Source organism: Exiguobacterium sp. KKT215 (genome assembly GCF_055635335.1).
Genome location: NZ_CM145756.1, coordinates 2,821,700 through 2,848,485 on the forward strand (window position 1 = coordinate 2,821,700; position 26,786 = coordinate 2,848,485).

The 26,786-nt window shown below is 52.9% G+C and carries 30 protein-coding genes; 11 read left to right on the forward strand and 19 right to left on the reverse strand.

Annotated features, from left to right (window positions below):
* Positions 1–2: 2 nt before the first annotated feature.
* From ACZ2GZ_RS14785 to ACZ2GZ_RS14805, 5 genes are all read right to left on the reverse strand, one after another.
* A complete protein-coding gene (locus ACZ2GZ_RS14785) occupies positions 3–1,856 on the reverse strand; it encodes a beta-glucoside-specific PTS transporter subunit IIABC (protein WP_021067991.1) in 1,854 nt (617 codons plus the stop codon).
* 99 nt (positions 1,857–1,955) lie between these two features.
* Positions 1,956–2,807 (reverse strand): BglG family transcription antiterminator LicT, encoded by an 852-nt coding sequence (gene licT, locus ACZ2GZ_RS14790; RefSeq protein WP_021067990.1) that lies wholly within the window; start codon positions 2,805–2,807, stop codon positions 1,956–1,958.
* A gap of 212 nt (positions 2,808–3,019) precedes the next feature.
* Positions 3,020–3,760, reverse strand: a complete 741-nt coding sequence (locus tag ACZ2GZ_RS14795; RefSeq protein ID WP_029596342.1) for an AAA family ATPase — start codon at positions 3,758–3,760, stop codon at positions 3,020–3,022.
* The gene (locus ACZ2GZ_RS14800) at positions 3,751–5,019 is read right to left on the reverse strand and encodes a HAMP domain-containing sensor histidine kinase (protein WP_029596343.1); all 1,269 of its coding nucleotides are present in this window, start codon (positions 5,017–5,019) and stop codon (positions 3,751–3,753) included. Before ACZ2GZ_RS14800 ends, ACZ2GZ_RS14795 begins: the two co-directional genes overlap by 10 nt.
* The gene (locus ACZ2GZ_RS14805; RefSeq protein WP_214827779.1) at positions 5,019–5,666 is read right to left on the reverse strand and encodes a response regulator transcription factor; all 648 of its coding nucleotides are present in this window, start codon (positions 5,664–5,666) and stop codon (positions 5,019–5,021) included. Before ACZ2GZ_RS14805 ends, ACZ2GZ_RS14800 begins: the two co-directional genes overlap by 1 nt.
* A 142-nt stretch (positions 5,667–5,808) precedes the next feature.
* Between ACZ2GZ_RS14805 and ACZ2GZ_RS14810 the strand changes: the two genes are divergently transcribed.
* On the forward strand, positions 5,809–6,378 hold the full coding sequence (locus tag ACZ2GZ_RS14810; RefSeq protein WP_214827782.1) for a hypothetical protein: 570 nt from the start codon (positions 5,809–5,811) through the stop codon (positions 6,376–6,378).
* A gap of 29 nt (positions 6,379–6,407) precedes the next feature.
* Here ACZ2GZ_RS14810 and ACZ2GZ_RS14815 read toward each other — a convergent pair whose 3' ends face one another.
* From ACZ2GZ_RS14815 to ACZ2GZ_RS14825, 3 genes are all read right to left on the reverse strand, one after another.
* On the reverse strand, positions 6,408–7,115 hold the full coding sequence (locus ACZ2GZ_RS14815) for a membrane protein (RefSeq protein ID WP_029596346.1): 708 nt from the start codon (positions 7,113–7,115) through the stop codon (positions 6,408–6,410).
* Between the two features lie 90 nt (positions 7,116–7,205).
* Complete coding sequence (locus ACZ2GZ_RS14820; RefSeq protein WP_408584501.1) at positions 7,206–7,745, reverse strand: hypothetical protein; 540 nt, start codon at positions 7,743–7,745, stop codon at positions 7,206–7,208.
* Positions 7,742–8,896, reverse strand: coding sequence for a MutS2 family protein (locus tag ACZ2GZ_RS14825; protein WP_408584502.1), 1,155 nt, complete (start codon positions 8,894–8,896; stop codon positions 7,742–7,744). Before ACZ2GZ_RS14825 ends, ACZ2GZ_RS14820 begins: the two co-directional genes overlap by 4 nt.
* Before the next feature lie 459 nt (positions 8,897–9,355).
* Between ACZ2GZ_RS14825 and ACZ2GZ_RS14830 the strand changes: the two genes are divergently transcribed.
* The 3 genes from ACZ2GZ_RS14830 to nagE are packed head-to-tail and all read left to right on the forward strand — an operon-like array spanning position 9,356 to position 12,196.
* On the forward strand, positions 9,356–9,844 hold the full coding sequence (locus ACZ2GZ_RS14830) for a PTS sugar transporter subunit IIA (protein WP_051627763.1): 489 nt from the start codon (positions 9,356–9,358) through the stop codon (positions 9,842–9,844).
* Between the two features lie 19 nt (positions 9,845–9,863).
* Entirely contained in the window at positions 9,864–10,712 is an 849-nt protein-coding gene (locus ACZ2GZ_RS14835) for a PRD domain-containing protein (RefSeq protein ID WP_029596349.1), read from the forward strand.
* Positions 10,709–12,196, forward strand: coding sequence for an N-acetylglucosamine-specific PTS transporter subunit IIBC (gene nagE, locus ACZ2GZ_RS14840; protein ID WP_214827785.1), 1,488 nt, complete (start codon positions 10,709–10,711; stop codon positions 12,194–12,196). The genes ACZ2GZ_RS14835 and nagE overlap by 4 nt, the downstream gene beginning before the upstream one ends.
* A 476-nt stretch (positions 12,197–12,672) precedes the next feature.
* Here the strand turns inward: nagE and htpX are convergent, their stop codons facing one another.
* Both htpX and ACZ2GZ_RS14850 read right to left on the reverse strand, forming a co-directional pair.
* Positions 12,673–13,554 (reverse strand): zinc metalloprotease HtpX, encoded by an 882-nt coding sequence (htpX, locus tag ACZ2GZ_RS14845; protein ID WP_353049062.1) that lies wholly within the window; start codon positions 13,552–13,554, stop codon positions 12,673–12,675.
* A 21-nt stretch (positions 13,555–13,575) separates the two neighbouring features.
* Positions 13,576–14,124, reverse strand: a complete 549-nt coding sequence (locus tag ACZ2GZ_RS14850) for a LemA family protein (RefSeq protein ID WP_021067978.1) — start codon at positions 14,122–14,124, stop codon at positions 13,576–13,578.
* A gap of 137 nt (positions 14,125–14,261) precedes the next feature.
* Between ACZ2GZ_RS14850 and ACZ2GZ_RS14855 the strand changes: the two genes are divergently transcribed.
* Positions 14,262–14,690, forward strand: coding sequence for an NUDIX hydrolase (locus ACZ2GZ_RS14855; protein WP_029596352.1), 429 nt, complete (start codon positions 14,262–14,264; stop codon positions 14,688–14,690).
* Between the two features lie 14 nt (positions 14,691–14,704).
* Entirely contained in the window at positions 14,705–15,889 is a 1,185-nt protein-coding gene (locus ACZ2GZ_RS14860; protein WP_408584503.1) for a M20 metallopeptidase family protein, read from the forward strand.
* A gap of 10 nt (positions 15,890–15,899) precedes the next feature.
* Here the strand turns inward: ACZ2GZ_RS14860 and ACZ2GZ_RS14865 are convergent, their stop codons facing one another.
* The 5 genes from ACZ2GZ_RS14865 to ACZ2GZ_RS14885 form a co-directional block, all read right to left on the reverse strand.
* The gene (locus ACZ2GZ_RS14865) at positions 15,900–17,225 is read right to left on the reverse strand and encodes a hemolysin family protein (protein ID WP_029596354.1); all 1,326 of its coding nucleotides are present in this window, start codon (positions 17,223–17,225) and stop codon (positions 15,900–15,902) included.
* Positions 17,226–17,316: 91 nt separating this feature from the next.
* Positions 17,317–17,793 carry a DMT family transporter gene (locus ACZ2GZ_RS14870; RefSeq protein WP_029596355.1) on the reverse strand — a complete coding sequence of 159 codons (477 nt, stop codon included), beginning with the start codon at positions 17,791–17,793 and terminating at the stop codon, positions 17,317–17,319.
* 11 nt (positions 17,794–17,804) lie between these two features.
* Positions 17,805–18,476: a Crp/Fnr family transcriptional regulator gene (locus ACZ2GZ_RS14875; protein ID WP_021067973.1), complete on the reverse strand. Its 672-nt coding sequence runs from the start codon at positions 18,474–18,476 to the stop codon at positions 17,805–17,807.
* An 11-nt stretch (positions 18,477–18,487) separates the two neighbouring features.
* Positions 18,488–18,913: a DMT family transporter gene (locus tag ACZ2GZ_RS14880; protein WP_021067972.1), complete on the reverse strand. Its 426-nt coding sequence runs from the start codon at positions 18,911–18,913 to the stop codon at positions 18,488–18,490.
* Between the two features lie 113 nt (positions 18,914–19,026).
* Positions 19,027–19,686 (reverse strand): type 1 glutamine amidotransferase domain-containing protein, encoded by a 660-nt coding sequence (locus ACZ2GZ_RS14885; RefSeq protein ID WP_021067971.1) that lies wholly within the window; start codon positions 19,684–19,686, stop codon positions 19,027–19,029.
* A gap of 371 nt (positions 19,687–20,057) precedes the next feature.
* Here ACZ2GZ_RS14885 and ACZ2GZ_RS14890 point away from each other — a divergent pair, with 371 nt between their 5' ends.
* The gene (locus tag ACZ2GZ_RS14890) at positions 20,058–21,164 is read left to right on the forward strand and encodes a glycerol dehydrogenase (protein ID WP_214715230.1); all 1,107 of its coding nucleotides are present in this window, start codon (positions 20,058–20,060) and stop codon (positions 21,162–21,164) included.
* Positions 21,165–21,183: 19 nt separating this feature from the next.
* Here the strand turns inward: ACZ2GZ_RS14890 and ACZ2GZ_RS14895 are convergent, their stop codons facing one another.
* Both ACZ2GZ_RS14895 and ACZ2GZ_RS14900 read right to left on the reverse strand, forming a co-directional pair.
* Entirely contained in the window at positions 21,184–21,654 is a 471-nt protein-coding gene (locus ACZ2GZ_RS14895) for a hypothetical protein (RefSeq protein ID WP_214715232.1), read from the reverse strand.
* A gap of 61 nt (positions 21,655–21,715) precedes the next feature.
* Positions 21,716–21,934, reverse strand: a complete 219-nt coding sequence (locus tag ACZ2GZ_RS14900) for a hypothetical protein (RefSeq protein WP_021067968.1) — start codon at positions 21,932–21,934, stop codon at positions 21,716–21,718.
* 208 nt (positions 21,935–22,142) lie between these two features.
* Here ACZ2GZ_RS14900 and ACZ2GZ_RS14905 point away from each other — a divergent pair, with 208 nt between their 5' ends.
* Positions 22,143–22,982 carry a M15 family metallopeptidase gene (locus ACZ2GZ_RS14905; RefSeq protein WP_214715234.1) on the forward strand — a complete coding sequence of 280 codons (840 nt, stop codon included), beginning with the start codon at positions 22,143–22,145 and terminating at the stop codon, positions 22,980–22,982.
* Positions 22,983–23,060: 78 nt separating this feature from the next.
* Positions 23,061–23,396: an antibiotic biosynthesis monooxygenase gene (locus ACZ2GZ_RS14910; RefSeq protein ID WP_029596360.1), complete on the forward strand. Its 336-nt coding sequence runs from the start codon at positions 23,061–23,063 to the stop codon at positions 23,394–23,396.
* Here ACZ2GZ_RS14910 and ACZ2GZ_RS14915 read toward each other — a convergent pair.
* The gene (locus ACZ2GZ_RS14915; protein ID WP_214715241.1) at positions 23,379–24,080 is read right to left on the reverse strand and encodes a CBS domain-containing protein; all 702 of its coding nucleotides are present in this window, start codon (positions 24,078–24,080) and stop codon (positions 23,379–23,381) included. The genes ACZ2GZ_RS14910 and ACZ2GZ_RS14915 overlap by 18 nt on opposite strands.
* A 111-nt stretch (positions 24,081–24,191) precedes the next feature.
* On the opposite strand from ACZ2GZ_RS14915, the gene ACZ2GZ_RS14920 reads away from it, so the two are divergent.
* Positions 24,192–24,920, forward strand: a complete 729-nt coding sequence (locus ACZ2GZ_RS14920) for an AzlC family ABC transporter permease (RefSeq protein WP_214715243.1) — start codon at positions 24,192–24,194, stop codon at positions 24,918–24,920.
* Complete coding sequence (locus tag ACZ2GZ_RS14925) at positions 24,917–25,219, forward strand: AzlD domain-containing protein (protein ID WP_029596363.1); 303 nt, start codon at positions 24,917–24,919, stop codon at positions 25,217–25,219. The genes ACZ2GZ_RS14920 and ACZ2GZ_RS14925 overlap by 4 nt, the downstream gene beginning before the upstream one ends.
* Before the next feature lie 36 nt (positions 25,220–25,255).
* On the opposite strand, the gene ACZ2GZ_RS14930 is transcribed toward ACZ2GZ_RS14925, so the two are convergent.
* Positions 25,256–26,734, reverse strand: coding sequence for an HD domain-containing phosphohydrolase (locus ACZ2GZ_RS14930; protein ID WP_214715250.1), 1,479 nt, complete (start codon positions 26,732–26,734; stop codon positions 25,256–25,258).
* Between the last annotated feature and the right edge of the window lie 52 nt (positions 26,735–26,786).

Sequence of the window (26,786 nt, forward strand, 5' to 3'; positions counted from 1 at the left end):
TTTTAGGCTAAGACGCGCAAGACGCCGTGGTTTGGTTCGACGATGCCGCTATGTGTCGGCAAGACATCTAAGTAATTCCCTGTATTTGTGACAATTACCGGAGTTATCGTGTCGTAACCGGCTTGAGCAATGGCTTCTAAATCAAATTTCACCAACACGTCGCCTTCGGTCACTTGTTGTCCGTCTGTGACGAACGATTCGAAATGTTGGCCTCCGAGCTGGACCGTGTCGAGCCCGACGTGAATCAATACTTCGACACCGCTATGCGACCGGAGTCCGATTGCGTGCTTCGATTGATAGACCGTGACGACTTCCCCGTCGAACGGCGCATAGACGACGCCTTCCGTCGGCATGATGGCAATTCCTTTCCCCATCGCGCCACTCGAGAACACTTCATCGCGAACGGTCTCAAGTGCGACGACTTCCCCTTTGACCGGTGAGGAGACCGGTGTACCGACGTGATCAGTCAAGACAGGTGCTGATTCGACACGCGGCGACGTTTCTTCCGATGCTACTTCTTTATGGAATGCGAACGTGAGTCCGAACGAGACGAGCGTCGCAACTGCCATCCCAATCAACGCACCATAGAATGTCATATCAAGGCCCGTTGCCGGAATCATGACCGGGATACTGAACACGCCGAGACCACCCATCGCATAAGCGGCCGTCCCGAGCATACCGCCGACGACACCGCCGGCCGCGCCGCCAACCATCCCAAAGACGAACGGTTTTTTACGCGGGAGCGTCAATCCGTAAATCGCCGGCTCGGTGATACCGAACACACCAGCGATCGTCGACGAGGTACCAAGTCCTTTCGTCTTCGGGTCACGCGCCTTCAATGTGATGGCGAGCGTTGCCCCGACTTGACCGAATGTCGCCATGAGGACTCCGACGACGATCGTGTCCATGCCGACGACTGCCAAGTTGTTGATGATAATCGGCACGAGCCCCCAATGGAGACCGAACATGACGAGCACTTGCCAAAATGCACCGATGAAAGCGATGGCGACGACTGGACTGAGTTCATATAAGAACGAGTAGCCGCCGGCGAGACCTTGACTCGCGTATGTTGCGACCGGACCGATGGCGAGGAACGTGAGCGGGACGACAATCAAGAGTGCCATCATCGGGGTCGTGAAGTTACGGACCGCCTCATGCGTGTGTTTGTTGAAGAACGTTTCGACTTTCGATGACACGTACGCCGCCAAGATAATCGGGATGACCGAGGACGCGTAGCTCATCAAGACGACTGGCACCGTGAGGAATGAGAGTGACTCGCCCGCACCTTGTATCGCGACGATAGCCGGATAGACGAGCGCACCCCCGATAATCATCCCAATATACGGATTGCCGCCAAACTTCTTCGCTGCCGAATGGCCGAGGATGACCGGTAAGAAGTAGAAGAGCGCGTCGGCCGCTGCGTTCAAGACGATGTATGTGCCCATGTCTTGTGTCAGTAAGCCGAGGGCGACGAGAATGGCGAGCAACCCTTTCAATAGACCACTACCGGCCATCGGACCGAGAATCGGGGTGAAAATCCCCGCAATCACATCAATCAAACGGTTAAAGACGCCCGTTTTTTCCGTATCGTCGTTCGATGACGTCTGGAATCCACCCGCCTCGACCACGTCTTGATAGACGTATGGGACGTTGTTGCCGATGACGACTTGGAATTGACCGCCGCTTTGGACGACCGTGATGACGCCGTCATGATTTTTTAACGCTTCAGGATTGGCTTTCTGTTCATCTTTCAATTTAAAACGTAGCCGTGTTGCACAATGGAACACGCTTTTGACGTTATCTTTCCCGCCGACGTGACGAATGATGTCCGCGGCGAGCGTTTTTGTTTGGCTCATACTGTTCACTCCTTCAATTTGGGTAAAAAGAAAAACCTAAATGAACGCACACGGGAGGTGCCGTCATTTAGGTTTGGCCTGCATCATCAGTAACCATCCTTAGGATCGTCGTTCTTTCATTAAGTTTTCGATATGAATCATCATATACAACCGCTCATCGGTCGAAACCTCGTAATTGTACTTCGTGGCGATTAGACCCGCGATTTTCTCGACACATTCGTAAGCATCCGGATAGCGCAGCTTCACCATCTCGAACAGTGTCTCGTCGCCCCCCTGCTTAATCTTCTCACCTGAGGCAAGCCGTTGGACGAAATACTTCAAGTGGGTCAAGAATCGTGAATAGGCGTATGATTCTTCATCCAAATCAATTTGAAAGTGGTACGTGATGATGGTGAGGATTGCTTGTGTGGCGCGTGTCATCTCGGTGACGAGATGCAAATTTTCACCTTTGGCGCCCGACATCGTCGCGTTGACGAGATGGAGCGCGATGGCGACCGCCTCGTCTTCGTCTAATTTGACGTCGTGCCGTTCATTGATGAGGGCGACCGCTTCTTTCCCGATGGTGAACTCGGGTCCGTAAAATCGTTTCACTTCCCAAACGAGCGGGTTCCGAATGATGATTCCATCCCGATACCGACTGAGGGCGAAATGGATGTGGTCGGCGAGGGTCACATATAGCGAATCATGGACCGACTTCTCAAGCCGCGTCTCCGCCAACTTGACGATTTCTTTGACCGTATCCATCTCCGCCGCTGGCATCTCATTCAAAAAATGAACGAACCGTTCGTGGCTCTCTTTACTCTCGAGCGTAAAGACTTTTTCAATCCGCGCTTGATCAATCGCATCACCCGGACGTTTTTGAAACGCAATCCCCCGTCCCATGACGACTTGTTCTTGACCGTTCGCTTGAATGGCCACGACGTTATTGTTGAACACTTTTGAAATCTGCATGGAATCAATTCACCTCCGCTCAAGTTCGAGTGAAAAGAAAAAAACCTAAATTCACACCGGTCCGCCCAAATTTGGATGATCGGCATCAATTTAGGTTTTGCCTGCTTGACCAGTAACAATCCCAAAATGGATTTTCTTCTTCTCGCTACTAGCATACTCCCTTGAAATCTTGACGTCAACATAAAAATAAAACGCTTACACCGTGACCGTTTTCACTCGAACAGGATGCGTTGCATCCGTTCTGGTGCCGCTAGAAAGTCACGCATGACACGGACGTGCTCGAGTTCGTCGAACGTCGTCGGCCGGAGTCCCGTCTCGACTTGGAGTATGTCGGCGTCAGGATACGACATGAGGATTGGTGAATGGGTCGCGATGATGAATTGACTGCCCGATTGGACGAGTTCATGCATCCGCGCGAGCATCGTCAACTGCCGCATCGGGGACAAGGCGGCCTCAGGCTCGTCCAATATATAGAGCCCGCCATCCCGGAAACGATGGAGCATGAGCGACAAGAACGCCTCCCCGTGCGATTGCTCATGGAGCGATCGACCGCCGTAAGACGCATAGAACCGTTCCGGGTCGGGCGACGTTCGTGCAATCTCATCCACATAACTCGACAATTGATATGCCGTCTCGGCCCGGAGGAAAAATCCGTCCTTCGGTCGATAGGCACCCCGAATCGGACGGAGCGCCTCGAACAACGGGCTATGCGTTGCCTCGGTCTCAAAACGGAACGTCGTCGCCCCACCTTCCGGATTGAATCCGGCGGCGATGGCCATCCCTTCGACCAACGTCGATTTTCCACTCCCATTCTCGCCGACCAAGAACGTGACCGGCTTCGTCAGCGTCAGTTCATCAAACCCCTCAAAAATCGGTAGCGAGAACGGATAGCCAGGTGTCTCAATCCGGTCCCGTTCCAAGCGCACACCCCGCAAAAATAAGTTTATTCCCATTCGATCCAAAACAGTGCCCCCTCTCTCGACTCAATCCCGTACGACAGCCCTTGTGCCTCGAGTAACAGCTTATTGATAGCCAGACCAAGCCCGTGCCCGTTCGAACGGTCGCCTTTCACATACATGTCCCAGATGTTGGCACGCATCGATTCTGTGATGCCCGGACCCTTATCCTCGATTTCAAGCCGTCGCTCAGTGAGCCTGATTGTAATCACACCGCCAATCGGACTCGCGTGATATGCGTTCTGAAGAAAGTTCGACAGGATGCGCTCCATCGCCAACCGGTCCGCCTGTACTGTCACATCCTCAAGTTCAAGCGTGACCGTCACTTGCTTGTGCCGGAACCATTCCTCCATCCGCGCGACCGTCGCTTCAATCAATTCATTCATGTGAACAGTTTCAATCGTGAGCGCCAGCTTGCCTGCCGATAGCTTCGAGTATTCGAGCATCTGGGTGACGAGCCGGTCGATGCGATCGACTTCTTCGGTCATGCTACGTCCCGTCGCGGCCACGTCTTCTTGTTTAACGACACCGAGTTCAAGCATTTCTGCCTCGTTTCGGACGATGGCGAGCGGGGTGCGGACGTCGTGCGTGATTCCCGAGATGAACGTGTTTTGCAGTCGCTCTTTCTCTTCAAGCGACGTGTTCATCTGACGGACCGCTTCCGTCAAATCTCCAATCTCGTCGTCGGTGACAGGCGGTAGTGTGATGTCATGCCGGCCCGACATGATGGCTGTGGTCGCCTGCTTCAACTCGACGAGCGGGGACGTCAAACGCCGCCCCATCCAATACGTCACACCGACGGCGACGATGAGCGCGAGCAAGAACCCGCTCCCGAGAATGACGTAGATTTGACGAAACTGCGGATTCGACAGCGGGACGGGTGCGTACGTCACGATTTGTACATCCCCTTCTTCCCGAAGGAACGTCAATAACCGCGCCCCGTTCACACTGACCTCATCTCGTTCGGAAAGTAAGTCTGGATCGAGGACTGGCGACATATGTCGACGCATCCTGCCCCCACGATCAAGATTGACCGCCTCCCCGTCTTGAAACACGAGAACATCGAGTTGACCCGGTATGCCGCGTCCATCCACAAGCGCCTCATACACGATGTCCGCTTCACGCTCGAGTTGGTCATAGCTCTCCGTCTCCGCGAAACGCCCAATCAGGAGTGATGTCAGACCAAATGTGAGCACCGCCATGACGACGAGGGGAAGGATTGCCGTCCAAAGCAATTTCTTCATCAAACGGCTCATCAGACTTCCTCCAATCGATAACCGACGCGGTGCACCGTCTTCAAGTACCGCTTCATCGTCGGCAATTTGTCACGCAACTGTTTGACGTGCGTGTCGACCGTGCGCGTGTCCCCGGCGAACGTATAATCCCACACCTCGTCAAGTAGGCGGTTGCGATCGAGCGCTTCTCCACTATGTTTCAAGAAGAAGAGGAGCAACTCGTATTCTTTATTGGTCATCCGAATCGCTTGGCCGTGATCGGTCACCGTACGGGATCGTGCGTCCACCATCATGTCGCCGAACGAGATCTCGTCCGTCTGTTTGACGAGACGTTTCAGGCGAATTTCGAGTTCCTTTAACACGATCGGTTTGACCAAATAATCGTCGGCCCCGAGCTCGAGGCCGAACACACGGTCATCCGCCTCTCCCCGTGCCGTCGCCAAGATGATGGCCGGCCGTGGCTTGAGCGTCTTCAGTTTTGGAATGAGCGTCCATCCTTCCCCGTCCGGCAGACGAACGTCGAGCAGGACCGCATCGAACGGTTGCTCGAGTTGTCGTTTCGCCTCGGCGAGTGTACCGGCCACACTGACATGAAACCCCGCGTACGTTAAAAAGCGGGCGAACCCGTCCGCTAATTTCGGTTCATCTTCGACTACGAGTACGTTCATCTTTATCGCCTCCACCCCCATTATATCGCATCGCGAAACGAACCCATCATTTCCCAAAGACAATTTGCAGAAACCTTGCAACTCCCTCACAACTTTTGAACGTCCACGTCCTACACTTGAAGTAGTAAAGGAGGAGATTAATATGAAAACATCTAAATTAGCCATCGCCCTGGCCGGCCTACTTGCCGTCTCAGGAACCGGCGTCTATGCCGCCACGAACGATACGACAACAACCGACGGAACGGAAACGACGACCCAATGCGAACGCGGAGAACGCGGCGAGCGGGGCATGTTCGGTGACCGGGCAGCCGGGCAGGCCGCTTTGCTCGAGGCGCTCGGTTTGACCGAAGCCGAAGTGGAAGCAGCGCGAGAAGAAGGACAATCGCTTCCTGAACTCGCGGAAGAAACAGGAATCACCATCGAACAGTTCATCGAGGCGATCATCACTTCTCATGAAGCGAAACTTGAGGCAGCCATCGAATCCGGTGACTTGACGCAAGATGAGGCCGACGCGATTCTTGCCGACCACGAAGAACGTTTTGCTGACATCACGAGTTACGACGACTTAGGCGACATGCGCGGCTTTGGCGGTGGACGTCACGGAGGCGGGCATGGCCCTCATCACGGTGGTCAATTCGGTGGCCCGAACCAAGATGAGGACACACCTGCGGCCGATGATAACGTAGACAATCAGAGCACCAATTCACTGTAAGCAAAAAGGCAACCGCGAGGGTTGCCTTTTCATATGGCCAATAACAGTAAAGCGTATCCGATGAGCCCGACAGCAAACGCACGAAAGCTGCTGTCTCGTTCTTCTGGCAGCTCTTCTTTCATGACGTTCAAAATAATCCCCCCGGCCAAGAACGCGACAATCATCGACAGCGTCACTTCATGGAGCGCTGAAAATGAGCCGACGCCCCACCCGGCAAGCACGGCCAACGACAACCACAATCGGCCTCGCCTGTCGTACGACTCCTGATGGTGATGCCTCAGACCCTGGTCGACCGTGATGAAATGAATCCCTAATGCGACAAAGTAGAGTGTCATTGCCCATGCCGTATCGAACTCGCTCTCCGCGAGCACATAGCCGATGCTGAAGTTGTAGACGATGAACAACGCCATGTGAATCCAAAAAACGCTGTCGTTGCCACGCCGTTTCATTTGCGTGGCCAACCGTTCCAAGCCATAAAACACTGCCAGACCGAGCATGCTGACGACGAGGATATGATTCTCGATCGAGGCAAATAGCCCACTCTCGAGATGTCCTTCGAGTTCTTGTTGATATTCGTTCAGTTCAGGCAAGAGATGAAGAAACACATACGCGACGGCGACTCCGCCGGCGAGTGACAGAAACCGGCTCCGCGGCGTCTCGCGCACGTGAATCAACTGTCCTGAAAAGTAGTGAATCAAGGCAAATCCGATGGCGAACAACAAGCTTAACCAAAACATCCAGTCACCTCCGACACGTTACCCGAAAGCCGAACTGTACGTGATGACTCCCGGTCCTTGTTCCTTACCCGAGTGTCTTCCCGGATACACTCATTTGCTTCGTTCGGCACGTTGCCGCGCCCGAATCTCTTTCTCGACGCGACGGAGCGCCTTCTTCGAACCGCGAGCAAAGTCATGGGCTTCTTTCCGGTCCCGGTAATCGATGAATAACGTTTCCAGGTCATAACCAGCTGGATACAAGTCGAGCGCTTTCGCCTCGCGTCGAACTCGGCGGAGCGGTTGCTCACTGTAGACACCGTCGACATAGACGGTGACTTGGCGCAACGATTCGTCCATCGCATAGACAAGACCGACTTGATCCGTCTCGAGCAGGCGGACCCGGTCCCCTTTTGACAGAACTTGATCTGGTTCGATGACGGATGAGACGACTGCTTGCGTCAGACGTGCCGGATCGACGAGCGACTGGTCGTACGTCTTGTCGTGCATATAGCGGGCCGCCTGCTTCAAAATCGATTCGGGCAATTTCATTTTCCGGGCAATGAATAAGGCGTTGCTGTCGCCGGACTGCCCAATCAACAGCCGATACTTCGGTTCGAGCGTTTCCGGGTCGAACTGCATGGCCGCGTTCATGAAGTCCGGATGCGTCTCGGAGTACGCTTTGATTTCGCCGTAATGGGTCGAGGCGACGACGAGATGTCCGTGTCCGGATGGGCCGGGATATGAAGCCCGCTCATCGTCATCAAACTGAGCAGACCGATCGTCTTCAAGACGACCGTCTTCCCGCCGGCGTTCGGTCCGGTGATGATCAGACCGCGGTACGTGTCCCCGAGCGAGAAGTCGAGGGGGACCGCCCGTTCGAGGAGCGGATGGCGGACTTGTTTCAAACGGATTTTCCCGACAGCGTTCACGCGAGGGGCGATGCCATCGATGGCTTGGCTATACTTCCCTTTCGCGAACACCATGTCGTATTGGGCGATGACATCAAGCGTCGCCTCGATGGTCGGCAACGCTTCCGCCACCATGCCGGTGAGCGTGGCGAGCACTTGATAGATTTCGACCGCTTCCTCCGTTCGTTTGACGACGAGTTCCGCGTTCAACTTCGCGACCGCCTCTGGTTCGATGAAGACCGTCGTCCCTCGGCTCGACGTGTCGATGATTGCCCCAGCGACTTTATGTTTATATGACGCTTTGATTGGAATTGTGAATCGGTCTTGTTTCTTCGTCACAAAGCCGTCTTGAATCGCTTCCCGGTTCGCAGCGCTCTTCAAGAACTTGCTCAACCGCTCCTCGATCCGTCCTTCGAGAATGTCGATTTGTTTGCGGACGCGTTTCAATTCTTTGGACGCCTCGTCGACGACCCGTCCCCCACGAATCGATTGGACGATGTCTTCCTCGATGCTGCGCCACTCGCTCATCTCTCCCGCGTAAAGGGACAAGAGCGGGGCAAAGAACGCCTGCTCGGCCATGAACCGCTTCAGTTTACGGGCCCCGCGGAAAAATTCGGCGACGGCTTCGAGTTCGCTTGCCTCGAGCTGGATGCCACGGCTGATTTTACCGATGAGTGGTTCCATATCGGATACCCCGATAAAGGGGACGTGTGACGTCGCGTCGAGAATCGCGCGTGCTTCCGATGTCTCTTGAAGCCGTTTTTTCACCGTTTGCAGATGGCTCGTCGGACGCTGGTTTCGTAACAAGTTGCGTCCGAATCCGCTGATGCAGTAGCGTTCGACGTGATGAATCAAGTCGTTGTATTGTAGTTTGTCTAATGTTTGTTCATTCATGATGGAGTCTCCTTATTTTGTGATGGAGATACCGCGCAAACAAAAAGCGTCGGCCGATGACGACCAACGCAAAAAGACAGACCGGTGTCTGGCAGTTTATGAAGGGCGGTATCTGTAACAGAACATGAAGGCATGACAAAGAGACGCGTCATCCAACATTTTTCAGTTCGTTAGGCAGATACAACCTCACTCATTAACATGCAACACCTTTCCCATTCAGTTTCGCCCTAACTATACAACAGATTTTCGAAGAAGTAAAATTTCTAGAGAACGCTTTCAAATTAGGTCTTGATATCTATACATCGGCGTGCTATCTTGAGGGTGACGAAACGAATAATGATCACATGTGACTGATTCGATCAGGCATGGGGTAAGACGAAAGGCTCACGCCACCCGTCTATACTCCATGCCTGTTTTGTTTTTTCACAATCATTTTTCAAGCGAAAGGATGAATCGAACATGTTATTGAATAAGTGGATGAAGAGACATACACTGACACTTTACGCACCCATGGAAGGAGACATCATTCCACTTGAGGAAGTGACCGACCCCGTCTTCAGCGAGAAGATGATGGGCGACGGGATTGCCATCATGCCGACGGACGGAACGGTCGTCGCACCGGTAGATGGAACCATCATCCAAGTCGCACCGACGAAGCACGCGATCGGTATCCGTTCGGGAGACGGAGCTGAAATTTTGATTCATGTCGGACTCGATACGGTCGAACTCGCGGGTAGCCCATTCAACGTCCACGTCAAAGTCGGTGACACGGTCACGACCGGACAGCCACTGTTGACGGCCGACTTGGAACAAATCCAGCGAGCCGGTAAAGACACGGTCACTCCGATGGTCATCACAAACGGGAGCACGTTAGAGCACCCGTATTCGTTCCATGCAGGAGGCCCATCGCTTCCCGGGAAAACCGTCGTCGCTCAAGCGGAACAATGACTCCTCGTTAGGAGGACACATGTTAAAAATTAAAAAGATTTTAAACAACAACGCGGTCATCGTCTCGGACGAGGGCGAAGAGAAGATCGCCATCGGACCAGGCGTCGCGTTCAAGAAGGCTCGCAACGATATCGTCAATCCGCATAAGGTGGAAAAGCTGTTCGTCATGTCGGAGAATGATAAGTTTCAACAACTGCTGACACGGATTCCAATTGAGCACTTCACGATTTCAGAAGAAATCATTTCGCATGCGGAAAAACGGCTCGAGACGACGTTCAACGAACACATCCATATCGTGCTCACCGATCATATCTCGTTTGCCATCGAGCGCGAGCAAGAAGGCATCTCGCTCCGCAACAAGCTGTTGAACGAGATTAAGATTTTATATCGCAACGAATACGAAATCGGGTTATGGGCGCTTCACCTCATCGAGGACAAACTCGGCGTGAAGATGCCCAAAGATGAGGCGGCCTTCATCGCGCTACACATCCATACACTAAAAGTGAAGGGAGGTGATTTACGCAAGACGGTCAAACAGACGACAATCGTACGTGACATGATTCAATCGATTTCGAGACGGCTCGATCTATCTATAGAAGAAGATGACTTATCCTATCAACGCTTATTAACTCATTTACGATTCGTCATGGATCGAGTCAACCATTACGATCACCATACGATCGACGAAGATATGCTTCAGATGATTCAAACGAAGTTCTCGTCTGCCTATGCATGTGCGTCTGACGTCGCAAACGAAATGGAAGACTTATACGGCATCGTCTTGCCCGAATCAGAGCTTGGTTACATCACGCTCCACATTCAACGCTTGCAAGATCAACACCATCAAAAAGGAGGACATTCACAATGATGAACTTTTTACAACGTCTCGGACGTTCCCTCATGTTGCCAGTTGCCGTACTTCCTGCAGCTGCCATTCTCATGGGGATCGGTTACTGGATCGACCCGGTCGGCTGGGGTTCTGAAAACATCGCCGCCGCATTCTTGATCAAAGCCGGTTCAGCGATCATCGATAACATTCCAATTCTCTTCGCAGTCGGGGTCGCCCTCGGGATGGCGAAAAACCGTGACGGCTCAGCCGCTCTAAGCGGACTTGTCGCCTTCCTCACGGTCACGACACTCTTGTCTTCGGCAACGGTCGCCTTGTTCCAAGGTGTCGACGTCGAAGCCGTCAACCCAGCGTTCGGTAAGATTGCCAACGCGTTCGTCGGTATCTTGTCAGGTATCGTCGCCGCTCAAATGTACAACCGCTTCAGTCATGTGAAGCTACCAGATGCACTCGCCTTCTTTAGTGGGAAGCGTCTCGTGCCAATCATGACGGCATTCTCGATGATCCTCGTCTCGGTCGCCCTTTACTTCGTCTGGCCGGTCGTGTACACAGGACTCGTCGGATTTGGGGAAACGATCTCTAAAATGGGTGCAATCGGGGCAGGCCTTTACGGCTTCTTCAACCGTCTGTTAATCCCAACTGGTCTTCACCACGCCTTGAACTCGGTATTCTGGTTCGATGTGGCCGGCATTAACGATATCGGTAACTTCTGGTCAGGTGAAGGTGTGAAAGGGATTACTGGACGCTATCAAGCCGGGTTCTTCCCGATTATGATGTTCGGTCTTCCGGCAGCAGCCCTCGCCATGTACCATACAGCGAAAACAAAACGTAAAAAACAAGCGGCCTCGCTCCTTCTCGCCGCAGCGTTCGCATCGTTCTTCACAGGTGTCACGGAACCGCTCGAATTCTCGTTCATGTTCCTCGCACCAGTTCTCTACCTCGTCCACGCGGTCTTGACAGGGGTTTCCCTCTTCATCGCGGCGACGTTCCAATGGACGGCCGGATTCGGCTTCAGCGCCGGTCTTGTCGACTTTGTCCTCAGCTCACAGTTACCGCTCGCGAACCAGCCGTACATGTTGCTCGTTCAAGGTCTCGTCTTCGGTGCCATCTACTACGTCATCTTCCGCTTCATGATCGTCAAGCTCAACTTGGCCACACCTGGCCGTGAGTCAGACGAAGCGGTTGACGCAGTCGCAACGGAAACGACTCCTGAAGGCGAAACGAAGACGGCTCCAGTCGCTGCCGGCGGTCAATATTCAGCGATGGCAGTGATGATTTACGATGGTCTCGGTGGCGATCAAAACGTCACAGGCATCGAGTCATGCGTCACACGTCTCCGCGTCGATGTGAAAGACATGGATACGGTCGACCAAGCACAAATCAAGAAAGCGGGCATCCCTGGTATCAAGGTTGTCAGCCCGAACCATATTCAAGTCATCGTCGGAACGAACGTCCAATTCGTCCTCGAAGAGATTGAAAAACTCCGGAGCCATCGCGCCGGGTAACTGACGAAAGCCACCTCGCGCGCGAGGTGGCTTTTTTTACTGTCTTTGCTCATATGTTTTGTAAAATTGAATCAAAAAGTAAAGAAAGATCCATGGCAACACGTATGTCGTCATCCACATGAATGCCTCGATGAGTAATCGCCACGGGTTAAATCCGAAAAAACCGAGTATAGATAGCCCGATGAACAGCGCTAGTCCGATCCATAGACGCGTTTGACCGTTTTAATCATGTACCCTCTTCCACTCAGCTCTTCTTCTTAGCTGACATCAACATGAGCGAAACCGTGATGGAATAAATCAATAAAAATAGGACAATGCCTAACTCGAGTGCCGATTCAAACATGGAATCTCCTCCATTTCATCCTCTTTTTTCTATCATTCCCATTTAATATTGATACAAACTGAATTCGCGAAATGAGTTGGTCCTATTCACGTACAAAAAAGCCCTCTTCTAAAAAGAGGACCTTCGTTATAGGCTACATACTGCGAAGTCTGGCAATCCGTTCAGCCGGGTTCGGGTGCGTCGAGAACAGACCGCTCAGCTTTTTCTTAAGCGGGTCTGAAAAGTAGAGCGACGCCGAGGCGCGAGAGGCTTCCTTCACCGGTGTTTGGATATTCGCGATTTTCTCTAGCGCCGACGCGAGCGCATCCGGATTACGCGTCAACTCGGCCCCGCTCGCATCCGCCAAAAACTCGCGATTTCGCGAGATGGCCAAGTTGACGAGCGTGGCGATGAGCGGCGCAAGAATCAATAACACCAGCCCGACGATCATAAAAATCGGGTTTTGGTTGTTGTCGCGGCGGCCGCCGACACTTCGGAAGAAGAGCATCCGCGACCCGATATCGCTTATGATGGCGATGACCGAGACGAGGGCGAGCGTCACTGTCGCCAGTCGTACATCGTAATTTTTGATATGGGCGACTTCATGGGCGATGACACCTTCGACTTCTTCGCGCGTCAACTGGTCGAGCAGTCCGGTCGTCACGGCGACAGCCGCCTTTTCTGGTTTCAGGCCGGTCGCGAACGCGTTCGGTGACGCATCGTTGATGATGAAGATGCGCGGCATCGGGACACGCGCGACCATCGCCATATTCTCGACGGTGTGCCAGAGAAACCGATGCTGATCGACCGACGTGATCTCTTGGGCATGGTTCATCTTCATGACGATGTTCGTGCTCGACATGATGACGATCCCGATATAAAACAGCGAGAACACCGGCGTGAAGATGAGGCCTGGGAGCGGGTCACCATAATTCAAATACGAGATGACCACCCCGACGCCTAAGACGAGAAGGACGAATCCGGCCACGATGAACACGGTCTTGATTTTATTTTTCCGAATCTGTTCATATAAAATCATCGTCGCCACTCCAATCCATTAAAATGAAACTCGCACGTTTTCGCGTTCTTCTTCACGAGCTTCGAGCATGTCGCGTTTTTCGAAGTTGTGAACGGAGGCGATGATGTTCGTCGGGACCGATTCGACTTTCGTGTTATATTTCATGACCGTATTGTTATACAACTGTCGTGAGTAGGCGACTTTATTTTCGGTCTGCGTCAGTTCTTCTTGGAGCATCTTAAAATTCTCATTCGCTTTCAAATCTGGATATGCCTCACGGAGAGCGAACAAGTTTTTCAGCGCGCCGCTCAATTGATCGTTCACTTCCATCTGTTCTTGACGGCTCGTCTTCGACCCGAGCTGATTCCGGAGCTCGACGACTTTCGCAAGCGTCTCTTGCTCGTGTTTGGCATAGCCCTTCACCGTTTCGACCAAGTTCGGAATCAAATCGTAACGCCGTTTCAACTGTACATCAATCTGTGCCCACGCCTCGTCGACCCAGTTTCGATATTTGACAAGTCCGTTGTACATCGAGAAATAGACGAACGCCAAGACAACGATAATCCCAATTGCGATAATCCAACCCATTTCGACACCTCATTTCATGATTTTCTCCTGTATTAATTCCCTCTCGTCGTATACCATAAGCATAACTTAGGAAAATATAGTAAATGATTCATATCTACAGTGAGCTTTCTCACGATTTCATACAAAGGAGTGTCACGATGTCTATTCCATCCATCGTCGTCGCTGTGAAGGCAGTGATTGTGCAAGACGACCGGCTCCTCATCATCAAACGGGCAACCGATGATGAAGTCCATCCTGGCACGTGGGAGCTTGTCGGCGGCAAGCTCGACTTTGGCGAGACGCTCGAACAGGCCCTAGAACGGGAAGTATTCGAAGAAACCGGGCTACGCGTAACGGTTCAACACTTACTGTACGCCACGACATTTTTGACCGACTCGAATCGTCAAGTCGTCCTGATGACGTACTGGGCTCATCCCGTCGCAACAACCATCACTCTCTCTGAAGAGCATAGCGATGCCAGATGGGTGAAGGCTGATGAAGCACGACAGATGTTACTTCAACCGATTCTCGATGATTTAGATTCACATGACGTATGGAACTTGATTCAAACAAAAACAATCAACTGACAGGAGTGCTTGCTATGCTTGTGACTGACCTCGATTCCCGATTGACTGAGTTATACGAAGAGATGGTGTCGCTTCGACGCCACTTCCACCAACATCCCGAACTCTCTTTTGAAGAACGGGAGACACCGCGGACGATTGCGGCCTATTTACGTGAGCTCGGGCTCGACGTGCGCGAACACGTCGGCGGCAACGGTGTCGTCGGACGGATTCAGGGCGGTGACGGTCCAACCATCGCGTTTCGTGCCGACTTCGATGCGTTACCGATTCAAGATTTAAAAGATGTTCCGTATCGTTCAAAAGTGAACGGCTCGATGCACGCTTGCGGCCATGATGCCCATACGGCGACGTTGCTCGTCTTGGCGAAAGCCTTTACGGAAATTGATCTTCCCGGAGATGTCGTCCTCATCCATCAGTTCGCGGAAGAGCTCGCACCAGGCGGGGCCAAACCGATGATCGAAGATGGCTGCCTCGACGGGGTCGACTACATTTATGGTTCTCATATTTGGACGCCGCTTCCATTCGGCACGGTTGGTGTGAAGACCGGACCGATCATGGCGGCGGCCGACCGGTTCGAACTGACCGTCAAAGGCAAAGGAGGTCACGGGGCCATCCCGCAACACACGGTCGATGCCGTCATGGTCGGAACCAATATCGTCAGCCAGTTGCAACAAGTCATCAGCCGCCGCATCGACCCGCTCGAACCGGCCGTCTTGACCGTCGGGACGTTCGTCGCCGGTCAAGCGTTCAACGTCATCGCCGACGAGGCGAAACTGTCCGGCACGGTACGGACGTTCACCCCGGAGACACAGACGCGCATCATTACCGAGATGGAGCGCACCATCGCCCACATCTGTTCGGCGAGCGAGGCACATTATGAGCTCGATTACATTCGCGGCTATCCCGCTGTCATCAACCATGCGACCGAGACCGACCATGTGCGTCGCAGTGCCGCGCGTGTCGTCGGGACGGATGGCGTCATCGAGATGGCACCGCTCATGGTCGGAGAAGATTTCGCCTACTATATGCAACACGTCCCCGGTAGCTTCTTTTTCACAGGGGCCGGCAATCCGGAAGTCGGGGCCGTCTTCCCCCACCATCACCCTCGGTTCGATGTGGATGAACGGGCGATGCTGCATACCGCCCGCATCCTCATGCAGGCGGCGTTCGAGACGTGGAACATGCACAAAAAAGAAGACTGACGCCGCGGCGTCAGTCTTCTTCTGTTTGATCAGATAGCATCGACACAAGTACTTGGTCGACACGTTTTCCGTCCATATCGACGACTTCGAACCGGAGTCCGTACGCCTCGACGACATCTCCCCGTTTCGGGAAGTCACCGAGCGAATAAATGACGAGACCGGCAAGCGTATGATAGGAATTTCGTCCTTCATCGAAGCGATTGTCTCGAATCCCGAACGTCCGCTTCAAATCCTCGATGCCGAGCAATCCATCGGCCAAATATGAGCCGTCTTCACGGCGCACGACTTCCGGTGTTTCTTCTTCAATCATCACTTCGCCGACGATTTCTTCCAAAATATCGAACAACGTGACCATTCCAAGGAACCCACCATACTCATCGAGCACGAAGGCGATTTCGACGCCATTCTTTTGCATCATCTGCAACACTTGGCTCGCTTCTCGCTGTTTTGGCACGACGAGCGGTTGTTTGATTCGTTTCAAGATTTGCGATGGCTCCCGAAGCGTCGGTAACGTCAAAATATCACGGACATCGATATAGCCCACGAATTCATCGAGCGTATCGCGACCGACCGGGAGTTTATTGTGTTTACTCTCATAAATCGATTTCTTGATATCGTCCATATCATCTTCGAGGTCGACCCATTCGAGCGTCGTCCGCGGCTGCATCAACTCATAAATCAACTGGTCATGGAACGCAAACACGCGCTCGACCTGTTGTACTTCTTCGTGAGCGAACGCCCCTTGTTGGGCCCCTTCGAATAAGAGCTGTTTAATCTCGAGCTCCGTCTCGCCACTCGATTGTTCTGCTTTCAAGCCGAGCAGTTTAAAGAGGAACAACGTCGATTTCGATAAAATCCAAATGAACGGTCGCATCACTTTGCTGAATACATCCAACGCTGGAATGATGGCCATCGTGACTTTCTCTGGTGACACGAGGGCAATCCGCTTCGGCACGAGTTCACCGATGATGAGCGACAAGTATGTGATAATCGTGACCACGACGACGTAACCGACGGTCGGTGCGTATTGGGCACTCATTCCGAGCTGTGCGAACAATTCGCCGAGCGGTGCCGAGAAACGCGCACCCCCGTAGGCCCCGTTAATGATCCCGATTAACGTGATTCCGACTTGGACCGTCGATAACAGGTCGGTCGGATCTTTTGAATACTTGAGTGCGATTTCGGCACTGCGCTTACCGCGGTTCGCCTCGACTTCAAGTTTGGCCGGTTTAGACGAGATGAGCGCGATCTCCGTCATCGCGAAAATCCCGTTCAACACAATCAAGAATAAAACAATCAGTAAATCGATTACTATGGAAGAATCCACCGTTTTCATCACCTCTACGTATATTTCGTACTGCTTCCCTCTCTATCCTATCAGAGATTCGTTATCCACCTGTACCCGTTTTGCTCAAAAAGAAGCCACTTCAACGTGAAGTCGCTTCGTTTGAACTTTCTTGCTGAAGAGCCGTTGCTTGTGACTGCTTGAAGACGATGACACCGAGAAGTAGCACCATCAGTCCGATGACCTGACCTGGGGACAATGACAACCGTGGCATTCCGAACGCTCCGGACAAGTCGACACCGAGTGCCCAAATCAATTGAGAGACGAGGATAATCGACACCGATAAAGTCGGCCCGAGCAATTGAATGCTTCGCATCACACAGAAGACGACACCGACACCGAGCAGACCGCCGAGCGCATAAATCGGCGAGATGTCAAACAGCCCTTGCAGATTACCGCCAAATAGAACAAGTGGAACGAGCGAACCGAGCAACCCGACGATAAAGACGAGCACCGTCGTCGCCCAGGCGCCTAAATAGACGTTCATTTTTGCATTGACCGCCGCTTGGACACTTATGAATGCGCCGGCCACTGCCGAACAGATGATTCCTACTATCATGAATTTCCTCCTTATTCGTACAACATGCCATTGGCACGTTCTTTTAATCGAGTCGCATCTAAAATCGTCACTTGCGTCCGTGTTTTCTCGACGAGTCCCTCATCCGCGAACGCCTGTAACGTGCGGTTCAAATGGCGATAGCTCGTCCCGAGCCATTCCGCGACTTCTTTTCGCTTCAACTGGCTCATCTCATCTTGGAACAACTCATTCCCTGACTCGCTGAGCGAGACGAGATAACCCGCCAACCGTTCTTCGAGCGTCGACATGAGATGGTTCGATGAGGCGTTCGCCTCGATAAACAACTTCTCAGACACGCCACGGAGAAGGTGCTCCGTAAATTCGATTGTCCGGTTATGTGTGCGCAACACATCGAACGGGATGCGCAAACACGTCACCGGGCCGACTGTCTCGACCGTGTGGAGCACGTTGCGTCCACTCGCATATTCGATATCTCCAATCAACGTCGGGGCCATCTTTAAACGCAGTAAGCGCAACTTGCCTTCCTCACTTAACGTATAGATTTTGACACGTCCCGACAACACGACGAAGAGTGACTCAATCGGGTTACCATTCGTGCAGAGCATCGCCCCGGACGGATAGGTCATGATTGTCGACGCCTCTAACGTTTGTCCTGAAAACAGATGGGCCCACCCGAGCCGTGCTAACGCTGTTTCTACTCTCATCTGGCTCCTCCTTACGTGAACGTGTAAATCCCAATCCCGATGATCATTAAAGCGAGCCCCAAAAGCTGACCTTGATTGACGGGTTTCTGTTTCACCCCGAACCATCCGTTCACATCAATCAAGAACGCTCCAATCAATTGGGCGACGAGCAAAACGCAAATGGCCCATGTGACACCGAGCTGTTGAATGGCTGTCAATTCCCCGAAGACGACGAAGACTCCGAACAAACCGCCGAGGCTGTAATACCAAGGCACGCGCCGAAACGCCGTCAAATCTGCATCCCGTTTGAACGCATAAATGAGGAGTGCGAGCACGAGACCGACGAGATGGACGACTGTGACCGACAACCAGGCGCCGACCGCGTAACCGAGCTTAGCGTTAAAAATACCTTGCAACGCGATGAAGGTGCCCGAGAGCACGGCAAATAAAATTCCCAAACAAGTTCCCCTCCTATCTCCTCGTCTGACTGTACGTGAGATGGAGCGCTTTGAAAAGGACATATGTCCGAAAAAAAGACAGCTTAGGAATGATTCCCAAGCTGTCTTCACGATTATCCAAGCAACTTAACGATTTCGGCGCCGACTTGTTCTGACGACTGCGGGTTCTGACCCGTGACAAGGCGCTCGTCCACGGCTACGTTGACGGCCCAGTTGTCGGCGTTATCGAACTTCCCGCCACGCTCGCGCATCGCCGATTCAAGCAGGAACGGCACCGCTGAGTCGAGTTGCATCTCGCGCTCTTCTGCGTCCGTGAATCCTGTCACGCGCTTGTCTTTGACGAGCGGCTCTCCGTTGCTCAACTTGACGTTGACGAGACCGATTGGGCCATGACAGACGGCCGCGACGACGTTTCCACCTTCATACGTGTCACGGATGACACGCTGTAACGTCTCACTGTTCGGGAAGTCGACGACTGTCCCATGCCCACCCGGAAGGAAGACCGCGTCATACGTGTCATCCGCCACTTGATCAAGTCGGGCTGTATCTTTCAATAGATGTTGCGTATCCAACACCTCTTGCGGCAATTCGCCCTCTAAGCTGTTCGCATCGATTGGCACGTCTCCGCCTTCGATGCTCGCCACCGTGACTTTATAGCCTTGCTTCTCGAATTGAAGATACGGTGCAGCGAATTCCTCGAGCCAAAGCCCTGTCGCGTGACCGTTCTCTAATTGATCGGCAGACGTCGTGACAATCAGTACATGTTTAGACATTGAAAATTCCTCCTTCTAAATTAAGCATACGAAAGACTTGTTCCCGCTCTGGTTCCATTCAAACCTCTGGATCTGCGACGTCGGTCTTTTTTTGACCTGGTCCGATTTTGGAAATGGCTTTTGCTTGCCGACCGTCTATACTCATTACATGCTGGCAGAAAGGAACGATTGTGATGAGATACGTACTCGATTGGGGATTTCTTGCCGTCGCCGTCTTAATTGTATTACTCGTGATGATGAGTGGGCTGTGAAAGAAGTTCGGTTCGGATTCACCGAGCTGTCACAAGGATGGCTGTTTGAAGCTAGGGTTGAATCGGGAACAAATCTACTGTTGTCCTGTCGTGATCGCTACTTCAGAAAGGATGTTGAATATGTCAGAACGCGTATTTATCAGTCCAGCCAAGTACGTGCAAGGCAAGAATACAATCGATCGAATCGGGGACCATGTCGGTCACTTCGGGTCACAAGCGTTGCTCATCGCCGATGACATCGTCTGGCGCTTGATCGGGGAGCGGGTGACCGATTCACTTAAAGCGAGCGGCGTCAACGCTGAGAAGGCCGATTTCGTCGGTGAGGCCTCCCGTCACGAGATTGAACGGATTGCCAAAGCGGCCGCAGAGAGCCATACCGCAGTCGTCATCGGGATGGGCGGCGGGAAAACGCTCGATACGGCCAAAGCCGTCGCTGACGAACTGGACGCCCGCATCGTGATCGTGCCGACCATCGCTTCGACGGATGCGCCGACGAGTGCCCTCTCTGTCATCTATACGGATGAAGGAAACTTTGAGACGTATCGGTTCTATAAAAAGAATCCAGATTTGGTTCTCGTCGACACGAAACTGATTGCTGAAGCCCCGGCTCGTTTCCTCGCCTCAGGAATTGCCGACGCGCTCGCGACATGGGTCGAGGTTCGAAGTGTCCTTGCTTTTGGCGGAAAAACGATGGCGGGCGGTGTCCCGACCATTGCCGCGGAGGCAATTGCCAAACGCTGTGAAGAAGTGCTGTTCGATTACGGGATTCTAGCTTACGAATCCGTAAAAGCCAAAGTCGTCACGCCGGCACTCGAGTCCGTCGTCGAAGCGAACACGCTCTTGAGCGGTCTCGGGTTCGAGAGTGGTGGATTAGCCGCTGCGCACGCCATCCATAACGGATTCACGGCCCTGCATGGCGACATTCACCATTTGACGCACGGCGAAAAAGTCGCCTTCGGCACACTCGTCCAACTCGCACTCGAAGGCCGGACGCAGGCAGAGTTCGACCGCTATGTCGCCTTGTATATGGCGCTCGAGTTACCGGTCACGCTTGAAGACGTGAAATTGAAAGATGCTTCCCGCGAGGACATCTTAAAAGTCGGCCAAGCCGCGACCGCAGAAGGCGAGACGATTCATAGCGGATTCGATGTCACCCCAGAACAAGTCGCCGATGCCATCATCGCGGCCGACCGCTACGCCCGCCTGTATCAAAGTAAACTCCGCTAAACGAACAAACGAGGAACGGCTAGTTGAGCCGTTCCTCGTTTGTTCGTTTGCGGGTGACGAAGGAAAACGCCACTCCAAGTGCCATACAACTGACCGTCAGGACGAAAAACGTCAATTGGTTCGCATAAATGATGTTCGTGAACTGATTCCATCCTGACGCATAGGCCGCGTTCTCAGAAGCACGGATGCCAGCGCGGAGCGAAGCGGCCTGCTCGGCGTTAATATAGAAACCGACTCCCGCCATGACGAGACTCCCCACCAAGAGACCGATTCGCGCCAAACGGTTTACCGACGCGACGGTGCGCTGCGCGAGCCGAATCGTAATCCAAATGAACAACAGGATGAACGGCCAACCGACTAGCAAGACGAGCACGTATGGATTCCCCTCGCCCGCCGATTCCGTATATGCGGCGGTCATCGTCTCACCTAGCTTAAAAAGCACAAATGTAATGAGCGTGATGATGAACCACGCCTTAAGCAATTTATCCATGACAACACCTCGTCCTCAGTATAGCAAAAAAACACCATGCACTTTCGCACATGGTGTCCGGTCAAGCTTTCGGACGGACGGCATAGTAAATCAAGATGACGAGCCACGTCCAGACGCCAGTGAAGATCCCGATAATCCCGATGATGAAAAATCCGAGAGGAATCATCGATTTCGTCCGATTGTAATCTTTCCACATACTCGATAGCCCTTTGATGTTGAAATACAAAAAGGCAAAGAATAGGACAAGCAGTAACAATGGTAAACCAAAAATGAGTTCCATATGTGCTCACTCCTTTCGATACTTCGATCCATCTCTTCCCTACACGATAAGTGTATCGTTTTTGGGTTGCCGGCACATCGGGCTCAGGCAGTACACGCTTCAGGTCAAGAGACGGAGACGATTTCTCTCTTATTCCCTGATTCGTTATCTTTTCATCATTTGAAAAAAAGGGAAAAGAAGAGCACCGACTCAAAAGGAGGTCATCCTTATGAAACTCATCCATGTACTCCTCGTCTTGATGCTCATCTTTCCCGTCATATCCACTTCCGCCGCAACCCCGTCACCCCAGCCAGGCTACACGATTAAAACGACGAAACTGTACTGGCGGGCCATGCAAACGTCCCCGGTCGCCAAGACGCTGTCCACGAACACACCTGTCCGTTACACGATGTATAATCGCAGTTGGTCAAACGTTTATATTGATGGCACACGCTACTATACCCCGTCGAGCAACTTAAAAGCTGGCATCCCGAAACTTGCGCCTGCGGAACGGATTCGACTCGTCAATAAACAACACGGCCTCTCGAGCACGTATCGTTCGCGGCAACTCGTCCCATTGACCATCCCGACCGTCTACACGAAAGGAAGCGAGCGAACCCTCATGGTCGCTGAAGCCGCTCACGCGCTAGCCCGCCTCTATTACGCCGGGCGAAAAGAAGGCCACACGTTGTATGCCCTTAGCGCCTATCGCTCCTACGCCAGCCAGAAATCACTCTACATGTATTGGGTCAACACGCGAGGCACAGCGTACGCCTCAAAATATGTCGCCCGTCCTGGATATAGTGAGCATCAGACCGGTCTCGCCGTCGATATGACGAGTGCACGCATGCAGATGGGACTCTATGCCTCGTTCGACCAGACCCCAGAAGGCAAATGGATGCTCCAACAGGCACACCGTTACGGATTTATCGTCCGCTATCCGAAAGGAAAAGAGAAAATCACCGGCTACAACTACGAGCCATGGCATCTCCGGTACGTCGGTGTGAAAGAAGCGACGACGATGAAACAACAAAATTGGACGTTCGAGGAGTGGTGGGCCACACGTTGATGCGAGCATCTCGAGCGAGGCATCGATCGTGTTCCATGTATAATGAACGCGTACGATATCGCAGAGGAGGACATGTGCATGTGGATTGTCATGAACAAACTAGACGTTGAAAAAGGGAAAGTTGAAGCGGTCACCGCTCGTTTCCAAACGACGAAAGGCATCGAGTCGATGGATGGATTCGTCCGGATGCAAGTGTTGACGGATACATCGGATGAGACGAAGGATCAGGTCGTCATCATGACGACGTGGCGCGACGCGGCGAGCTTTGAGAATTGGCGCGATAGCGGTGCGTATAAACATGCCCACAAAAAACGGGACGATGGCACTTCTGAAGTGAAGCCCATCGTCCTCGGAAACACGGTCACCCAATATGAGGTCGCCATCGAGCACGGCGCCTCAACCGATGACGTATAAAATATCTTGTGGTCTGATAATCCCGAGTAACGGCTCATCTTCTTGTCCCGTCTCGGTAATCAGCAAGGCATCGAGACGGACGCCGTCCTTCATACTGATAAAATGATGGTGCGCCTCGATGACCGACGTCTCTTGCGCGATAAACCGGTACCGTCGCAGGTGCGGGTCGTGATGGAGTACGTCCTTGACTTGAACGCCTTCGAGTGACACATGTGGCCCGTCGACCGTTTCGGCGAGCCAACTGGTCACTCCTTTTTTCGTCAACAACCCTCGCCACGACCCGTCTTGGTTATAGACGGGGAACTGCGAATAATTCTTGTCTCGAATCTCACCGAGCACGGCGACCAGCGAGTCATCGGCGTTGAACGTCGTCACGATTTTACGGAACAGCGGGATGACTTGACGCGGATGGAGGAGTTCTTTCTCCACTTCGAGAATCAAATTGACGATGGAGTCATGCGGTTCAGCGATGATGAAGTCCGGCTCCCGCCGTTCGTGGACGATGGCGTTCCGCAACTGACTCATTTGATGTAAATCTTCTTTATATCGATCAATAATCGGATTATGTTTGGCAAGACGGTTGACCATGTTGCTGAAACTGAAATGCTGGCCGTCCCCCATCTCTCGACTTAAATAATCTTCAATCCGATGATACGATGCGATAAACTCTTCAGCTCGACTCATATATTCACGCTCCTTGTCGCCTTTATATACCCTATTTTTTTAAGTTCGAGCAGGAAAGCGTGACCCAATCTCGAATCCACAACTAATCATCTATGAAATGGAGGGGTTCTCATGGCAACTCCGGTCTCGCAAATGACACCGATCCCGAACAAGGACGCCTTCCGTTCCGGCATGCGTGCCGGCATTCCCGTCGCCGTCGGCTACATCCCGATTGCCATCGCCTTCGGTCTGCTTGCGAAATCATTCGATATGCCAAACGTCATCACGCTCGCCATGTCATTATTCATTTTTGCCGGCGCCAGTCAGTTCATCGGTGTCCAGTTGATTATGGCCGGTTCGATGTATTGGGAGATTATCTTGACGACGTTCATCTTGAACTTGCGGCACTTCCTCATGTCGGCGTCATTGTCCCAGCGTCTCGAGACGACCTCGAATCGATTTCTGGCCGCCATCGCGTTCGGCGTGACCGATGAGACGTTTAGTGTCGCCTCGACGCGTGACGAGTCGACGCGCGGCCACTTTGTGCTCGGACTAAACCTAATCGCCTTCTTGGCTTGGAACGTCGGGACATGGATTGGCGTCTTTCTCGCCTTCGGCTTGCCCGTCTCGGTCCAAACGAGTATGGGCATCGCCTTGTACGCCATGTTCATCGGCCTGCTCATCCCATCCCTTACCCGCAAACCGGTCATCGTCGTGGCTGGGATTGCCGTCCTGACTCAAGCCATTCTCTACTTCGGCGTCTCTCCATTCATCCCGCTGTCGTCGGGCTTGAGTATCATCTTGGCCACGATTGTCGCAGCCGGGATTGGCGCTTTGGTATACAAGGAGGATGAGGTATGATCAGTCTGTTTTTGCTCGTCCTGGCCATGGCGTTCGTCACATACATCCCGCGGCTCGTTCCGCTGCTTTGGCTCCGGGACATCAAGTTGCCGCCGTTCTTGAAGCGATTTTTACTGTTCACGCCTTATGCGGTGCTCGCCAGCCTGATTTTTCCGGGCATCTTACAGGCGACGAACAGTCTCACGTCCGCTTTAGCGGGTGGGGTCGTCGCCGCAGCGCTCGCATTACTCCGGGCCAACTTGATGCTCGTCGTCATCGGCGGCATCGCCGGGGTGTATCTCGTTGATGCGCTCCTCTAACAAACAAGTCCGCCCAAATCGGGCGGACTTGTTTGTTTAGGCAGAGACGGCCTGACGTCGTAATTGAACGAACACGTCGACGAATGCGGCATCCCACTGGGTATTACGTCCACTCTCGAGAATTGAGAGTGCTTTTTCGACAGGCATCCCTTTCCGATACGGACGGTCCGATGTCATGGCGTCATACGCATCGGCAATCGCCATGATGCGACCGAAGAGCGGGATCCCTTCCCCAACCAATCCGTCCGGATATCCGCGCCCGTCAATCCGCTCATGGTGAGACCGGACCCCGGCCATAATCGGTTGCAGTGACTCGGGCAAGGCGATTTGATTCAATATATGAATGCCGATCGTCGGATGCTCTTGAATCTGAGCGAACTCGTGGTCCGTCAGCTTCCCTTCCTTCAACAGCACATCATCGCGAATCCCGATTTTTCCGATATCGTGCAGCAACGCCGATTTGCGGAGCAACTCAATCTGTTCATTCGGCAACTGAAGCGCCTGCGCCAATTCGACCGAATAAGCGGCCACCCGCTCAGAATGTCCGGCCGTATACGAATCGCGGGCGTCGAGTGTCGCGGCGAACAACACAAACAGGCTATTTAACAGTTGCTCGTTTTCCTGATCACGGTACGTGACGTTCGTCACCATCTGGTTGAAGCCGGTGACGAGTTGGGCGAACTCATCGGAGTAAGGGTTGTCGATTGTGTTCAACCGCCCGGCATCCAATGCGGCGACCCCTTCGGTCAAGGCACCGATTGGACGTTTGATGTTGTCATAAAGTAAAAAACTACTGAACGTCGCAACTCCGATGATGACGACTAAAATCAAAGCCGCCCACTGCCAATACGCATCGGCTTGTTCCACCGTCGACAGCTGCACTCCTGACGCCAAAATGAACAATGCGACCGGGAAGACCCCGATAACGAGCATGCTAATCAACAACTTCGTCCGGACACTGATGGACCGATACGTCGCTTGCAGCGGACGTTGATGTAGGCGATGGCTCATCTCTTGCAATTGGAGCAAGAGCGGTTCCACCGACCGGTACGTCAAAAAGAATTCGATAAGCGCGTGTAAGATGGCAATCAAGATGGCGCCGAATGCCGCCAAACCAATCAACCGATACGGGAGGTCGATCCAGCCTTGGTGAATGGCAAACGCCGTCAAACTCATCGCCGGAACGGATAACCCGAATAAGTGTGGACCCAGAATCCGCTTTACCGTCAACGTGGGAAAGTGACTCGTCTGATTGAACGCCTGTTGTAACGCCTCATAGGTCGGTGCATCCGTATGGAACACGTGATAGATAGGACGAATGTGACGCCGATAAAGGAGTAATTCAAGCCCGATCATCGTCATGCCCGACATCCCCATGATGACGGCCAAGATGAGCATCTCGGTCTGGGACAGACTGAGCGTCTGAAAAATAAACAGTCCCCCGACCCCGAACACGGCGATGCCTGATCCCCATATGTAGTTCATAATGAGCGTACGTTGAAACTGTTTGAACATATGTATGTCACTCCTGCCTTCTTACCGACCTGTTTCTTATTATATCGACAAA

Coding starts and splice junctions, on each gene's coding strand:
- ACZ2GZ_RS14890 (WP_214715230.1), top strand. CDS start 20,058: ATGTCAGAACGCGTATTTATCAGTCCAGCCAAGTACGTGCAAGGCAAG.
- ACZ2GZ_RS14930 (WP_214715250.1), bottom strand. CDS start 26,734: ATGTTCAAACAGTTTCAACGTACGCTCATTATGAACTACATATGGGGA.
- ACZ2GZ_RS14835 (WP_029596349.1), top strand. CDS start 9,864: ATGTTAAAAATTAAAAAGATTTTAAACAACAACGCGGTCATCGTCTCG.
- ACZ2GZ_RS14795 (WP_029596342.1), bottom strand. CDS start 3,760: ATGGGAATAAACTTATTTTTGCGGGGTGTGCGCTTGGAACGGGACCGG.
- ACZ2GZ_RS14785 (WP_021067991.1), bottom strand. CDS start 1,856: ATGAGCCAAACAAAAACGCTCGCCGCGGACATCATTCGTCACGTCGGC.
- licT (WP_021067990.1), bottom strand. CDS start 2,807: ATGCAGATTTCAAAAGTGTTCAACAATAACGTCGTGGCCATTCAAGCG.
- ACZ2GZ_RS14885 (WP_021067971.1), bottom strand. CDS start 19,686: ATGTCTAAACATGTACTGATTGTCACGACGTCTGCCGATCAATTAGAG.
- ACZ2GZ_RS14865 (WP_029596354.1), bottom strand. CDS start 17,225: ATGAAAACGGTGGATTCTTCCATAGTAATCGATTTACTGATTGTTTTA.
- ACZ2GZ_RS14925 (WP_029596363.1), top strand. CDS start 24,917: ATGATCAGTCTGTTTTTGCTCGTCCTGGCCATGGCGTTCGTCACATAC.
- ACZ2GZ_RS14800 (WP_029596343.1), bottom strand. CDS start 5,019: ATGAGCCGTTTGATGAAGAAATTGCTTTGGACGGCAATCCTTCCCCTC.
- ACZ2GZ_RS14920 (WP_214715243.1), top strand. CDS start 24,192: ATGGCAACTCCGGTCTCGCAAATGACACCGATCCCGAACAAGGACGCC.
- ACZ2GZ_RS14820 (WP_408584501.1), bottom strand. CDS start 7,745: ATGAACGCGGCCATGCAGTTCGACCCGGAAACGCTCGAACCGAAGTAT.
- ACZ2GZ_RS14855 (WP_029596352.1), top strand. CDS start 14,262: ATGTCTATTCCATCCATCGTCGTCGCTGTGAAGGCAGTGATTGTGCAA.
- ACZ2GZ_RS14850 (WP_021067978.1), bottom strand. CDS start 14,124: ATGGGTTGGATTATCGCAATTGGGATTATCGTTGTCTTGGCGTTCGTC.
- ACZ2GZ_RS14805 (WP_214827779.1), bottom strand. CDS start 5,666: ATGAACGTACTCGTAGTCGAAGATGAACCGAAATTAGCGGACGGGTTC.
- ACZ2GZ_RS14900 (WP_021067968.1), bottom strand. CDS start 21,934: ATGGAACTCATTTTTGGTTTACCATTGTTACTGCTTGTCCTATTCTTT.
- ACZ2GZ_RS14875 (WP_021067973.1), bottom strand. CDS start 18,476: ATGAGAGTAGAAACAGCGTTAGCACGGCTCGGGTGGGCCCATCTGTTT.
- ACZ2GZ_RS14915 (WP_214715241.1), bottom strand. CDS start 24,080: ATGAGTCGAGCTGAAGAGTTTATCGCATCGTATCATCGGATTGAAGAT.
- ACZ2GZ_RS14810 (WP_214827782.1), top strand. CDS start 5,809: ATGAAAACATCTAAATTAGCCATCGCCCTGGCCGGCCTACTTGCCGTC.
- ACZ2GZ_RS14910 (WP_029596360.1), top strand. CDS start 23,061: ATGTGGATTGTCATGAACAAACTAGACGTTGAAAAAGGGAAAGTTGAA.
- ACZ2GZ_RS14815 (WP_029596346.1), bottom strand. CDS start 7,115: ATGTTTTGGTTAAGCTTGTTGTTCGCCATCGGATTTGCCTTGATTCAC.
- nagE (WP_214827785.1), top strand. CDS start 10,709: ATGATGAACTTTTTACAACGTCTCGGACGTTCCCTCATGTTGCCAGTT.
- ACZ2GZ_RS14905 (WP_214715234.1), top strand. CDS start 22,143: ATGAAACTCATCCATGTACTCCTCGTCTTGATGCTCATCTTTCCCGTC.
- ACZ2GZ_RS14825 (WP_408584502.1), bottom strand. CDS start 8,896: ATGAATGAACAAACATTAGACAAACTACAATACAACGACTTGATTCAT.
- ACZ2GZ_RS14895 (WP_214715232.1), bottom strand. CDS start 21,654: ATGGATAAATTGCTTAAGGCGTGGTTCATCATCACGCTCATTACATTT.
- ACZ2GZ_RS14830 (WP_051627763.1), top strand. CDS start 9,356: ATGTTATTGAATAAGTGGATGAAGAGACATACACTGACACTTTACGCA.
- ACZ2GZ_RS14860 (WP_408584503.1), top strand. CDS start 14,705: ATGCTTGTGACTGACCTCGATTCCCGATTGACTGAGTTATACGAAGAG.
- ACZ2GZ_RS14870 (WP_029596355.1), bottom strand. CDS start 17,793: ATGATAGTAGGAATCATCTGTTCGGCAGTGGCCGGCGCATTCATAAGT.